The 13,297-nt window shown below is 33.3% G+C and carries 11 protein-coding genes and 1 pseudogene; 9 read left to right on the top strand and 3 right to left on the bottom strand.

Features of this window, described 5'->3' with window-relative positions:
* Nucleotides 1-227: 227 nt before the first annotated feature.
* Nucleotides 228-605, bottom strand: a complete 378-nt coding sequence (locus QNH17_RS20125) for a hypothetical protein (protein ID WP_283874661.1) — start codon at nucleotides 603-605, stop codon at nucleotides 228-230.
* A 350-nt stretch (nucleotides 606-955) separates the two neighbouring features.
* Between QNH17_RS20125 and QNH17_RS20120 the strand changes: the two genes are divergently transcribed.
* The 7 genes from QNH17_RS20120 to QNH17_RS20090 all read left to right on the top strand — a co-directional run bounded on the left by QNH17_RS20120 (nucleotide 956) and on the right by QNH17_RS20090 (nucleotide 6,576).
* Entirely contained in the window at nucleotides 956-1,141 is a 186-nt protein-coding gene (locus QNH17_RS20120; protein ID WP_283874660.1) for a hypothetical protein, read from the top strand.
* A gap of 272 nt (nucleotides 1,142-1,413) precedes the next feature.
* A complete protein-coding gene (locus QNH17_RS20115; RefSeq protein WP_283874659.1) occupies nucleotides 1,414-1,680 on the top strand; it encodes a hypothetical protein in 267 nt (88 codons plus the stop codon).
* Between the two features lie 100 nt (nucleotides 1,681-1,780).
* Nucleotides 1,781-2,032 (top strand): helix-turn-helix domain-containing protein, encoded by a 252-nt coding sequence (locus tag QNH17_RS20110; RefSeq protein ID WP_283874658.1) that lies wholly within the window; start codon nucleotides 1,781-1,783, stop codon nucleotides 2,030-2,032.
* The gene (locus QNH17_RS20105) at nucleotides 2,025-2,378 is read left to right on the top strand and encodes a hypothetical protein (RefSeq protein WP_283874657.1); all 354 of its coding nucleotides are present in this window, start codon (nucleotides 2,025-2,027) and stop codon (nucleotides 2,376-2,378) included. Before QNH17_RS20110 ends, QNH17_RS20105 begins: the two co-directional genes overlap by 8 nt.
* Nucleotides 2,379-2,860: 482 nt before the next feature.
* Nucleotides 2,861-5,128 (top strand): hypothetical protein, encoded by a 2,268-nt coding sequence (locus tag QNH17_RS20100; RefSeq protein WP_283874656.1) that lies wholly within the window; start codon nucleotides 2,861-2,863, stop codon nucleotides 5,126-5,128.
* Nucleotides 5,118-5,381: a helix-turn-helix domain-containing protein gene (locus QNH17_RS20095; protein ID WP_283874654.1), complete on the top strand. Its 264-nt coding sequence runs from the start codon at nucleotides 5,118-5,120 to the stop codon at nucleotides 5,379-5,381. The genes QNH17_RS20100 and QNH17_RS20095 overlap by 11 nt, the downstream gene beginning before the upstream one ends.
* Before the next feature lie 199 nt (nucleotides 5,382-5,580).
* Nucleotides 5,581-6,576, top strand: a complete 996-nt coding sequence (locus tag QNH17_RS20090; RefSeq protein WP_283874653.1) for a hypothetical protein — start codon at nucleotides 5,581-5,583, stop codon at nucleotides 6,574-6,576.
* A 925-nt stretch (nucleotides 6,577-7,501) separates the two neighbouring features.
* Here QNH17_RS20090 and QNH17_RS20085 read toward each other — a convergent pair.
* Together QNH17_RS20085 and QNH17_RS20080 are read right to left on the bottom strand one after the other, a co-directional pair.
* The gene (locus tag QNH17_RS20085) at nucleotides 7,502-8,506 is read right to left on the bottom strand and encodes a DUF3231 family protein (protein WP_283874651.1); all 1,005 of its coding nucleotides are present in this window, start codon (nucleotides 8,504-8,506) and stop codon (nucleotides 7,502-7,504) included.
* 1,660 nt (nucleotides 8,507-10,166) lie between these two features.
* Nucleotides 10,167-10,300, bottom strand: a pseudogene (locus QNH17_RS20080) (YhcN/YlaJ family sporulation lipoprotein); the annotation flags it as partial.
* 271 nt (nucleotides 10,301-10,571) lie between these two features.
* Between QNH17_RS20080 and QNH17_RS20075 the strand changes: the two are divergent.
* Nucleotides 10,572-11,048, top strand: coding sequence for a CarD family transcriptional regulator (locus tag QNH17_RS20075; RefSeq protein WP_283874649.1), 477 nt, complete (start codon nucleotides 10,572-10,574; stop codon nucleotides 11,046-11,048).
* 1,711 nt (nucleotides 11,049-12,759) lie between these two features.
* Nucleotides 12,760-12,960: a cold-shock protein gene (locus QNH17_RS20070; protein ID WP_160723171.1), complete on the top strand. Its 201-nt coding sequence runs from the start codon at nucleotides 12,760-12,762 to the stop codon at nucleotides 12,958-12,960.
* Nucleotides 12,961-13,297: the final 337 nt, after the last annotated feature.

Raw genomic sequence — 13,297 nt, 5'->3', positions numbered from 1 at the left:
AGTAACTCCTGCCGGTAATTCCTTAAGCCAATCAATCACATCAACTATCCCAGAAATACGAGGATTCTTTATTCCCGACACAATGACCTGTGGCTCATTGTGAGTCTTAGCCCACTCTATATAATGGATTCCACTCCCGGTATTATAATGATCACAGTCTCTTTCAAACAGACCACCATAGTCAATATTTTGTTTATCATGGGTGTATTCATTTATATTTCTCCAAGTTAACAATTGTCTTTATAAATCCACACGTACTCTTGCCCCATATAACAGTTTTGAAATAACTTTATTGAATCATCACTCACTTCCTCTTGGTAATAATCAAAATGTTTATCCTTTAAAAATGCTGTATAATTTTCCGTGTTACATTTAGAGTTAATAAATTCATGTTTAACAATAGGGAATGCATTGCGGAATTTAATACTGCCAGGCGAACCACAATGATAAACCTCAAATCGTTCTTCCGGATTTAATAGCAGGATATCTTCAGTGAAAAACAATATTCCGGTATGCTTTAAATTTAACAAATCCAATTTCAATTCAAGTAAGTTTCGAGACTTCGCTGATGCTAACAGCATTTGATATAAAGTGAAACCTTTCAAATAAACACCTCCTCTATCCCAAAGGTAGCAGGGGGAGAGGGGAATATGCAAATGGCATTTAGGGTAGGAAATTTGAGAGAAAAAATAGGAGAATAAAGAGAAAGGAATAGATATGGTCACTATCAAATTTTTAAAATGGAGTTTTTGATATTATTTATTTTAAATTCTATTTTAAACCGATTAAATGTTTTAAAAGATTAAGTATAGTAATAAATTATTTCTTTTTTATGTATAAAAAATAGTTTCGTACATATTATATAAATAGAGATGGAAAATAATTCAATGCCTCCCCATATTACATACCATTTTAAAGAATGGTAAATAATATTATTAAAGTGAGGTAAAATTAAATGAAATTTAAATTAGAAGATTATGAGGTATTATTTGAATTAGTTGAAGAGGATATAATAAATCGGTTAAAATGGCTCAAATCTCAGACTAATAAGAATTATAGGATGTATAATGCAGGTCAAATTAAAGCATTGGAGTATGTTTTAGATATTATTTCAATTGATGAAGTAGACCAGGTAAGTTGAAATTGGATGATCAAGAATAGGATAGGGCTGTTGATTAAAATCAACAGCCCTTAAATTTGTTCTTTCAAAATTAAATAAAACTAACCAGAAGAATTAGCTGAAGTCTAGGATTTAGCAAATGTCTGGCGAGTGTGCCGGAACGGAATGCTACTTCTATTTATTTAAAGATGAAAAAAGGTGTTGCTTATGCTTTTATATATTAGTTGAATTGAATTTAATATATTAAAATAATTTTTTGAAAAGTGGATATACTATATTATGAGGTGAATTAAATGAAACTTGAAGATGCATATTTTATTGATGAGCCAAAATTAGTAAAATATCCATTTAATTTATTAAGTATATGGATAGCTGATAAATTTGTTGCAGCTATAGTTGACGGGGAATATTGTGATGTGTATTTATCCAAAAATGGAAAAAATTCCTGGAAAATAGTTGGTGTATTTCATTCGGCAGGTGAACAACTAAATCTTAGGCACTTAGAAAAACTTATTCTGAAACACAAACGATTAAGATTGCCATTACTAATAGAAGGTTAATTATCAGAAATATTTTAGAAAATTAAACTATTAAAAAATGCAATTAAAAACTATGACATCCAAAATGTTGTTTTTATTGCTTATTAGGAGGCTGATAATAATGGCTGATTTTTTAGCAGAAGAAGTAGAGGATATTCATGAGAGTTTCCTTGTATCAGATGACGCTGTGTTAAATCCTGAACAAATAGCTAACATGTTGGGCATGAATGCGGAAAGTGTTAGGAGATGGTGCCGACAGAACAAAATAACGCATTATTCTTTTGGTGGAAAGTTCATTATTATGGGCAAGGATTTCAAGACGTTCATACGGGCTTCGCGTAGACGGGCAGGATTAAAGAAGTTTTATGAGTAAGGAACGTGTTTCTCTGTCATTTTTTAAAGATAGTAAAATAGATTATTTTTATGACAATAAAGAAAAAACTATCACCTTTCCGTGTTTTAAATGCGAATCACACGCTATCATGAATGTAGTTGATACTTCATGGAATTGCAGCAGCGGTTGCTCAAAGGGAAATATCTTTGAATTAATTAAAACAAGTAAAGAATCCATTATAGAGAAATCTGTGTATAACCCCAAAAAAGAATTTAAACGAATTGAGTATCGCTTCAACAAATTATCGAAGACCGGAAATAAGGAAATTGAAGAATTAAGAGATATTGTTTACGGTCTTATAAACTATTATAAAAGCATCGTCTGATGGCGGTGTTTTTTTGTTTTGAAAAAATATCAAAAAAAAGAGGATTTTTGGGAAAATCCTTATATATAAACAGTAGCGGGTTCAGGAATTTATTTGACCTACCATATGATCTTTTAAAGGATGAAATGATAACCGGATAAATTAATTTAAAGTTCGAATACATAATAATTAATAAACTTTCATTAATTTTGCATAAAATTCCTCTGATTTTCGCCTATCAAATCGACTCGTCAAAAAAACGCACAAACACCTACATTTCTTTCTTCAATATGACAACGCGTTTCGAATTTATTTGTAGGAGTTTGTGTGATTTGTGAGTTTTCCGAAGAGGTATAGAACCCGTAAAATACAACAAACACACAAACACATAATCACACAGATACACACATGTTGAGCCGAAAATATTTTTACAATTCTAAAAAATGTATTATACATACATATTAAAAAATTTGACCACAATGTTTGAGAAAGGGGTGCTTATTATGAAACTATTACCAACTTTAGATGAGCTTAAAAAGCAACATGGAGAATTAATTGGTGTTGAAGAAGTAGAAAAGCAAGTTTCAGTGTCATCTGAGACCTTGAAAAAATATTTTCAAAAAGGTCATTACAATGACTTGGCTTTCAAGGCTGGTGTTGATCTTAAAAATGAATTCGGGTTTGCTAATAAAATATTTTTCATCAAATCGGAGTTGCCAGAGATTATCAAAATTACTGAAAGAGTTAAAGAGTCTAATATTAAAAGACGTGTAGAAACAACAGCAGAGAAAATCTCAGGAATTGTTTTAAAATCCAAAGAAGCAGCATTAGTATTAGGAATTTCCTATGAACGTTTCTTAGTGCAACTTAAAAGAGGAGATTGGGATGAGTATATTCAGGAATATTCTCGAAAATGGGATTATAGCGAGTGGTCGATTAAATATGCGGATTTGGACAAAAGTAAGCTAGAGTATTTAACCCTTCCAGATTGCGCTGAAATGCTAAATGCTACAGAAACAAATCTTTGGCAGTATAAAACAAAGGGGCTCATTACACAGCCCGATCATTTAGAGGGGACTCGTTTTTGGGATTTTAAATTACTTGAAAAGCAGTACAAAGCAGCGAAAGAACTCAGTGAAAAGAAAGCGAGAACTGCAGCCGATTGGGTAAAGAACAATGCGTCGTGGAACTATCTGTCTAAGGACCATCAACTGGATATCATTGATGAATATATAAAATACCGTTCTAAGGATTCAAAAATAAAATGGGAAGAAAAGACATTTTATTCAAAAGGTTTTATTAAGCCTGAAATAACAGGCGTTAATGTTCGGAAAAAATTATCCATATTTTTATTTAGAGCTATTTGTGGTCGTTGTGGCATTAAAACCATGGACGCTGAATCCGGTATTGTTAAAACTTTGTCGGAAGAGCAACTAAAACAATTCGACCCGACGGTTTTGGATCTTCGGTTTTACGATTTAACAGTAGAAGACTTGCGTGCCTATTACAACTCTTTAAAGAAAACCACAATAACAACACAGACTCAAATCATACACCCATTTGTTATGTATCTTTTGATGAGGTTGGAGGAAGAGCATCCAACATGGATGATAGAACATGAAGTAGCGAAGAAGTACATTGTCAAACGGAATCAATTACTCAAAATCGTAAACGAACTTCCTGAGCCGTCGAGAAATCCTTCTAACGAAAAAGACAAAGTCTTTTTATCTAGAAGAGAGATTATGCAAGTCTATCAACGTCTTGATGATATGCACATAGCCGACCAAAGTTACGAAAGCTTTAAAAGAAAAGTATCCTGGATGTTATCTTGCTTACTTGGAATTCGACCAGAGGAAATGGCTAGTTTGAGGATTGAATATTTCTCATTGGGTGATGATGGTTTTATCGCTACTAATAGTAAGGGCTATGGATTTTTACAATTACCTTCTCACGCTTCCAAAATGGCTTTATCAAATTCGCATGAGTTTTTTGGGACATTAATTGTACCAAAGCTGGTAACCTTACTGAACGAATTTTTTGATTATCTTTATAATCATCAAAAATCACGAGGTAAGGGTTATTTGTTTAGACCAAATGTTAAAGATCCGGAGAGACATACAGTTCGGCTTGATTGGATGCGCCGTTTTAAGTGGGAATTTGAATTTCTTTCAGAAAAAAAACGCAAAGGTCTCGAATTAAAAACTGGTCGCCGTTCTTTGCGAGAACTTATTGAAAAAATGCCATTAGAAATGGAGCTTTCAATGGTAAGGAACCGAGCTGGGGAAATTCAAATGCGTCATAACATTAGTCGTAAAGCTGAAGGTGTTAAAGGTAGTTATACCAAAGATATTACCATCCAAGAATATTATAGAGTTATCGATAGAGTGCTTAATTTCCCTTGGAATTTAGATTTGTTAGGAGCTTGGGAAAGAGAAATGGGCTGCTATATCGATTCTGCAATAAAGGAAAAAGAAGAAAACGGAATTCTGGAGTTTATAGAAGTTTCGGAAACAAGCCCAATTAACGTTGAAATTGTCGATGAGTCGATCCTTAAAAGTGTTAAAGAAAGAAATAGACGTATTGAAGATAGGATTGGGATTGCTAAAGAAGGAAAAGAAGAACTCGAACGCAGACTACAGTTTATACGAGGGAAAACAGCACGTGAATTAAAAATGACTACTGAAGAACGGCTAGATTTAATGTCTGATATCAAAGCAGAAATAGCTGCGCTGGATGCTATCGTAAAGGAGGTGAGACAGCGTGACCTATGATGACTATAAAAATGACCCATTAAACACAGGAGATTCCAGCAGGATTCTCCCAACATATTTTCCAAAAATTGATAATCAAGCTGTATACTCACCAAAGGAAATTGCTGATATAATTGGTGTTCATGAAGAAACAATACGAAGATGGTGCCGTAAAGGCGAACTTCGGCACGAGGGATTAAAGCATTATAAAATACGAGGAATTGAGATTAAAAGAAAAATATTTTCTATATATAAAAAAAGGTTCAAAATGTAAACGAATAAAAAAAGTGGTACTTTCCTGTATGCGAAATAAGAAGTACCACACCTGATAGGGTAATTTGAAGTAATGAACCCAAATGGGTTAACTACACGATGACTATACATATTATTTCCAATAAAAAGCAAGGAATCCTTTAATAAATTACTTTAAATTGCCCCTAAAATAAAAAATTAATTTATAAGGGGATTACATCATGATTATCAGAACAGGAAAAGACCCTAGTTTACTAGTAAATGAGGGAACCGGAGAATTAAAAGCAGAAATTAAACCAAACTCTTTAATTATCGATCCCGATGAACTAAAGAAATATAATGAGATAAAAAAGAAACAAGCACAAAAAGAATATGCAAAAGCAAGGCGCGCAATAAGTTATGAAAAAGGGATAGAACCCGAAATATTCATTGCTTGCAAGGTTAATAATATTAAAGAAGTTTCGAAAAAGATGGATATTTATATTGCAACTTCAGTTGTTAAATTGCTCAGTAAATTAACAAGGAAAAGCGACGGGCTGCTGGTAAATAAAAGAGGAAAGGCAATTACACAAGTTGAAATACAACAAGTGCTTGGTCTTGGAGAGAGGAGATGTCGAGACGTTTTGAAAAAAATTGTCGATTTAAAAGTCATTAAGTCGGAGAAGGACCCAAAAGATAGAAGAATAATACTTTATTATGTGGATAAGAAGTTTCATTCAATGGCAGAATCTATTCATGAAAGTTTTGTACAATTAAATAAAAATGAACTCAACAAGATGGTCGAAAATGAAAATCTTGGAAACGCACTTGGTGTACTTTATAAGATCCTTCCATATGTTCATTTTCAAACCTTTTACTTAGTTTGGAACCCAACTCATAATATGTTGTACAAAAGCCAATCCTTGGCAGACAGCCTGCTTGACGAAGAGAACCCAAGTAAATTGGAACACCTTTTACAGAAAGAAATAGCCGAAATTATTGGAGTTCATGAAACAACAATTAACGAATATATAAACATTCTTGAAAAAAATAAAATTATCAAACGAGATATTCAAGGCGATAGTGTTTTACATATGGTGCATCCACGAGTGCTAAAAAGATACGACACACATTACGTTCCAGATGACCAAAATGAATATGCTAAATTCATTGAAGTTCAATTTAAACAACATCAACAAAGAAAAAGCAATAGTGGTCGAAAACCTAATAAGAAATAAAAAGCGGCGGTTTCGCCGTTTTTTATTTTCATTCGTTAACAAAATAATAAATTCTATATATGTGATTCGTGTTAACAATAGGTTTTACATCATCAATTAGTTTAAAGTGCCGGTATTTAATATAAAAGATTGCTATAAATCACCGATACAACTTAGTTTATTCTACTTTTTAGTGAATTAGTTTAAAGTGCCGGTATTTAAATGCAGCTCAGACCTTGTGGTTCTAAGAACGAAACCCATTTTTGAAATGGATGTCCTATTAATATTAGTTATATCACATTTAAAATGATTTACTAAATAATAAAAAGATAATCCGCCTGTAAAGACCGACGTGACGGTAACATTGTTCATATCTAATTCTGCGCGGAAATGAAGTTGTTTAAGTTTTTTAATTGTGCTGTTTTGATAAGTATAGATAAACAAGATGAATCGTATTTCTTATGGTAAAGGCATAATAAAAAGCACTAAAACCAACGAAAAAGCTCAAATTTTTAATTGTTTAAGCTTTTCATGATAATTTCCTTTAATATTAATTAAAACAAGCAAAAATCGGCACTAAAATTCGTACCTCAAATAATTGAATTGGAACAAAAAGACTGTGGAATAACATCTTTCCGTAAAAACACTCGCTAACGCGAGTTGTTGATTTAGACCTTAATCCCAATTATGTATTTAAAAGATAAAAAGTTAGCATTTTTTATTTCTTTTTACAACTTGTTGCATTGCAACCAATATTGTTACAATGTGTTAAACTAGTACGGATTTGTACCAATTATCTGGGACACCGGAATTTTTTAAATAGTCTAATGGGTGCCTTGTTTATGAACTTTGTGAATACCTTCACTTAAACTAACGGGGCAGTATAGTGGAAGAATGATTTTTCTAAAAATTAAAATGCCCGACCGATTGGGAAGGGCATTTTTAGTTATTTTTCTTTTGCAATTTCTTTTCTATTAGGTGCAAGTGGAGGTTGTTCTAACCATTTATTTTGCACCATAATATTAAACCACTTTTTAGTAAGCATAAGATTTTGTAGAATGGTGCTTTCGTAAGTAGATACTAGGTCTGTTCGCATTGCAGATGCTAAACCTGCCCCGTGATACGCTTGTGCAGCTTGGAATAAGAAACCAGTATGATACAGCATTAACTTATCGGAAAAAGGAGAGTCTGTTGAAGTTGTAACTTCAGTCTCCCACGACTTCGGAGCTGGTAAATTATCAGTTTGCATAATTTTTGAAAAATCTTTTATTTGTTGATCAGCTATTTTTTCAGCATACTCTAAAAATTTTCTTACTTCTTTTGTTTGTGTGACTTGACTGAATGCAATTGCAAGAGTTTTTGCCATAATACTTTTTTTTAGGTTGAAAGAAATACTTATGATTTCTGTCGCGGCTAACATTCTACCCTTTCCAAAAAATCCATCTGCGAAATCTTTGCTGGAAACATATTCAGGGTTTTCAGCAGGATAATATAAAGGGTCCCTCTGAAAACTTCCTTTTTCAAGCAATAAATCAATTGTTTGATGATACATCCTTTTCCCATCGTTATCGCACGAGTCGTAAAAAAACCTTAAGTCCTCTCTGACAGAAACACCTAATGAAGTGGAGTGTCCTAGCAAACCGTGTAAAGTCATAATATTTAAATAATTTAAGCAAAAGATGTCAGTGAACAATCTTTCTGTACCTTTATTAAGATCAGATTCAGTAAATCCAATCGGAACTGGAAATCCCTCATTCTCCATAAAAGTTATGATTTGATTCTTTTGTTTTTCAAACGTCTTGATAGCATCCTCAAAAATGGCTTTTATTGACTCATCTTCAATAATAGAAATCATATATCTATTTACAATATCAACGGCTGTTCCATTTACATACTCTCCCCACAAAGTTCCTATTTCGGAAGATGTGAGTTTTAATTTATCCTTTTCCATCCTGTCACCTCTTGGATATTATTTACCAATTCAACAAGAGATATGAATTTCTGATTTATAAAAAGATGATCAGTTTTAAGATTAGATGTAAAGTCTAATTTAGAATAATTTCGATTTTTCACTTGCGATTTTTCCAAGAAGAATTTTACTTTACGTTAAATTAATTTAAAGATTGTGAAGAACTACACTTAAACAAACGGGTGCTTGAGTTGTGCGAAATGTTTCCGGCTTAAATTGAGATTGGTCACAATGCTCAGGTAAAGGTCAGACAGTTCCTGTCGGAACTGAAGGGTTATATCGAAGAATCAAATGATGGGGTAACGCCCTGAAGGGTTCTCTCTAAGTCGAATAGCATTTAATTTAGTAAGAATGATAGTGTTATAAGCTCGGCGAAAAGGCGTGAGAAATTACCGTAGCAGTTCGGCTGCCGAAAGCCTACTCGATGGAGTGGTGTAATTCATGATGCTTGAGTTGAATGAATATGGTGAGAATGCAAATAAACCTACAAGATATGGGTAAGCTGACGAACTTCTGAATGTACGGGTCTACAAGCACAATACATAGAAATGTGTATATCGCCATAGCGTGAGGTTAGCAGTGGATGAGTAAAAATAACTCATATGAAAGTCCATGATATGTTACAGGCATATGAACGGCTAACAGGCTTAAAGGAAGCACCTAAGTTCATTCTATAATAGATATAATTCAACATTGTAAACTGATAACGTGGAGGGCTTACTCCCGACGAAGCGTTGAAAAGAAAAGCGATAATGATAATAGTTGCCGTATAACTTTTCTTTATATCAGTGAAAGTAGTGGCACAGTACCGATGAAATGTCTAATCAACATGGAGGGATAGCCACAAGACTATTGAAGATTCCTTTAATCATGCAAGGCAATTCTTTATCGGTTAATAAGGTTCTCGTATGACTAAAAGAGGTTTACCTCCCACGGGAGGCACCGACTTATTGAAACGGAAGAAATGAAACACATTAAGTATCACAATACTTAACAGTGTTATGGTTAAAGTGGATTGGTATAGTTGGAACGCCGTATGCGGTGAAAGCCGCTTGTACGGTGTGGACGGGGGGAAAAGGGAGCGATAACTTCAAACCCTTACCTATCTGTATTAAGATCAGAGCTGTCATTGATACAGATTTTTCTTGTTGAACTCTAACGGGTAGCAAGAGTTTAACAATGAGTTGCTGCGGCGCTCATTTTCTTTTTGTGCTAATGTGGCAGCTAGTTTAAACAAAAAGACAGTAAAATAGGACACTGATGCTTATTGTCCTATTAACACTAGTACAATGAGGAGTTGTCATTATACCGAAAATAAAATAATAACACATACAAATAGGCAAATATCTATTCCTCTTTAAAAATGGGCACATACACTATTTTTGAAACAATTTGAGGAGGAGATATAAAATGGAAAGACATCTCTTTGGAAGCGGTATGAGCTATGGAGGTTATCCTGGTTATGGCATGGGTTATGGTGGCTGCTGTTAGAGATGGTTCGTGCTAAGCTCTTTAATTAAATATTAATTTAATTTTGCACATGACGTTATTTTAAAAATCAATGTAAAATTAATGGTGGACAATTAATCTTAGACCACCATGAAAAAATGCTTAGCATATTGCCAAGCATTTTTTATTCACCTTATTTGGCTATAGGGAATACTCCCGAATTGTTTCAGTAAACTCATTAAAGAAACCTGAGATTGGTCTACCATTACAAATATCAGAGGCATATTTGGTCATGCAATCATAAAAGTCAGGGTTTTCCGATATATACGTAAACGTTATCAATGAACAAGGCAGTCGCTTTTTGTGTTATTTGTGCAGGTAGGTTTTATATAGAATAATACTATTAAGGTTAGTAGAGGTTTCAGAATATACGCGGGAAAATTAACCTTCCCTTTATTGGTAATCAACACGATACCTATTGTTTTTGCTTTTTTTGATTTTTAAAGTAAAAGTAGTTGACACTGAAAATAAATTTATGATATTATTAGAAATTTGATAAAAAACAATAGGTATGTTAAGGTTAAGAAGGTTATAATATATGGAGGTGGATTATTTGTTTCAAATTGGCGATAACATTGTTTATCCAATGCACGGAGTAGGAATAATTAAAGCGATAGAAGAAAAGGAAATCTCAGGGGAAAAACAACAGTATTATGTCATAAAAATGTTAATCGGTAATATGCAAGTCATGATTCCTACGGGTAAAATATTGAGTTCAAGAATACGCCCTGTTACTGACATAATTGAATTAAAACAGATCATAAACATTTTTCATCATGGAGAATCAGATAGATTACTGCCGTGGAAACAAAGGTATAGAGTGAACACGGACAAAATAAAAACAGGTAAAATACAAGAATGTACTGAAGTTGTACGTGATTTAATGCGTATGAAGAAAGAAAAAGCACTTAATACAAGCGAAAAAAAAATGTTAGATACAGCACATGAATTTTTGATTAGTGAACTGGGATTAATTAATGGGATTACTGAAAATCAAATAAAAAGTTTCTGTTAAGGTTAATTTATGATAATGTTTTACATCTCCCGAAAATATCCTGAATTTTTTGGGAATATTATTAAAAGTAAATCTTTTCAAAGACATTCAACTTCTCCAACTCACCTTTAGAGCATTAACCTCTTTTGTTATTTCTACAACCTCATCAAATAACTCGATAAAATAGTCACTTGATTTTTGCAATCCTGATTCACACTGGCACGGACAAGGAGCCGTAAGGATGAAAGAGAGGTAGGGCTTTCATTGTTTTAGGTATACAATTTATTATTTAAGTCATTATTTCTAGAAGAAAAAATAATCAATCTCACCTCTATCTTTAAGAATTTTTTACATCTACTGAGACAGTGAATAGTAATTGTTTATCTTCTTTACGTAAAAGAGAAAAACGAATTGGTAACACCATATCGTCAACTACAAAAATGGTTTCCAGACCAGGAAACCATTTTTTATTTTATTTACATAACAATAGTAAAGATTACTGGTGATGGTTTTATGTGCAACGCGTACAATTTGATATACTAGAAGGACAACGTGGCTCTCAAGCAGAAAACGTTTCTAAAATTTAATTGATCTCCTACCCCTTTGTAAATATGAACTCTGATCATAGGGGGGACCAAGCATAATCACCGCTTTGTACTTGAGTATACTTTTGTCATTTCCTTTTACTTCAATGTTTTCCCCGAATAATGGGACGAGGGAACAGGTCCCTTGTCCCATGAGACTATTTGTCCAAAACTCTATCCCTACAACTTTTCTCGAACGAGTAAATTGCCATCTAGAAGAACAAAGGAACCACCCACTCTCCACATGAAGATACTATAAAAGATCCCGTATTAATAGATTAATAGTAACTTTTTCTTGTTCCTGTTAAAGGAGATATTATTGATCCCCAGATTTTGATTCAAGATTTCATAATGGATTGAGGTTGTTTGTAAAAGTTACCCTAAATCATGAGACAAATGAAAGCTATGTATCACCGCATCCACTTGCAATTGAATTAGAGGAAATTAGTATCAATGACTATATAGAAAAATTTGTAGCACATGAATGGCGTATTGTTTCAAAAAAAGAATTATTAACCTGTTAAATGAGAAAGATTCACCGCATACCCCTGCATGTTATTGAAATAACGTAGAAGGTTAGATTAAGTACAACCTTTCACAAAGTTTAGAAAAAAAGACGACGTCAACATTTGGAAATCATCAACAGGTTCTACCAATCGTTTGCCTTGGGGTAAGTGCAAGTCAAAATGGATGGAAGAATTCATCGATGAAGAAAAACTGCTGTAGGAAATATGAAGAAGCGCTCATGAAAAAAGGGTATTTTTTTAGGGAATAAAAAGAATAGAACTACCATCTTATGGGGACAGGATGGCAGTTGACAGTAAAAAGTTCCAAGCTTTTGGCGCTCTTGGTACTTTTAACTTGGGTTATTTAAATTTTTTTATACAGAATAAAGTAAAAGAAAGCCAACCTTATTACTAGATGCAGGGTCTACTCTACATCAAAGTATTAATTAGCTCCTATTTTATTATAGCATTTTTTAGTGGATTAATCATATTCTTGGATGGTTTCGTATTAAACATATATACTGAATAAACTTTCATTCATCAAGGTAATAATATGACCATACCAAGATTCCTTAAACATCTTGGTCATGTTACAATCCATCAACAATTGTGTGCAATTTACACAATAGGAGGCAACTAAAAGTGGAAAAAGGTAAAGTAAAATGGTTTAACAGCGAAAAAGGTTTCGGATTCATCGAACGTGAAGGTGGAGACGATGTATTCGTTCATTTCTCAGCGATCCAAGGCGAAGGCTATAAATCACTTGAAGAAGGTCAAGAGGTTACTTTTGACGTAGAGCAAGGTCAACGCGGACCCCAAGCTTCAAACGTTCATAAAGCTTAATTATAAGAAGAACGAATAAGGACAGACTTTTATTTATAAGGGTCTGTTTTTTATTTTAAACCAAAAAAACCTACTGACTAATTCAAGAGGTACTTGAATCGATAAATCAAATGGTAAACTCAGTGTATCATATGTCCTGAAAACAATATTCTTTTTTGGCAGGTCACTTACAGTGGGATGAGTCGACACTTATATCACCGTGATGCCTATTGTCAGTATTTCCCTTGCACCCGATGGGTGTATGCCTTAATTACCTGATTAGCTTGTAAAAATCAGTACAGATGTGCATTCAATCAAGGGTATAGACAATATAAAAAATAGTAAACGCTTAGGAGGG

The organism is Neobacillus sp. SuZ13 (assembly GCF_030123365.1).
In the GTDB taxonomy this organism is placed as follows: Bacteria; Bacillota; Bacilli; order Bacillales; family Cytobacillaceae; genus Neobacillus.
The sequence above is the reverse complement of the archived record's forward strand: the minus strand, read 5'-3'. Positions and strand labels throughout refer to the sequence as shown.

Bases quoted from the DNA above. Each gene is read 5' to 3' on its own strand.
- QNH17_RS20120 (WP_283874660.1), top strand. From the start codon at position 956: ATGAAATTTAAATTAGAAGATTATGAGGTATTATTTGAATTAGTTGAA.
- QNH17_RS20115 (WP_283874659.1), top strand. From the start codon at position 1,414: ATGAAACTTGAAGATGCATATTTTATTGATGAGCCAAAATTAGTAAAA.
- QNH17_RS20110 (WP_283874658.1), top strand. From the start codon at position 1,781: ATGGCTGATTTTTTAGCAGAAGAAGTAGAGGATATTCATGAGAGTTTC.
- QNH17_RS20105 (WP_283874657.1), top strand. From the start codon at position 2,025: ATGAGTAAGGAACGTGTTTCTCTGTCATTTTTTAAAGATAGTAAAATA.
- QNH17_RS20100 (WP_283874656.1), top strand. From the start codon at position 2,861: ATGAAACTATTACCAACTTTAGATGAGCTTAAAAAGCAACATGGAGAA.
- QNH17_RS20090 (WP_283874653.1), top strand. From the start codon at position 5,581: ATGATTATCAGAACAGGAAAAGACCCTAGTTTACTAGTAAATGAGGGA.
- QNH17_RS20085 (WP_283874651.1), bottom strand. From the start codon at position 8,506: ATGGAAAAGGATAAATTAAAACTCACATCTTCCGAAATAGGAACTTTG.
- QNH17_RS20075 (WP_283874649.1), top strand. From the start codon at position 10,572: ATGGAGGTGGATTATTTGTTTCAAATTGGCGATAACATTGTTTATCCA.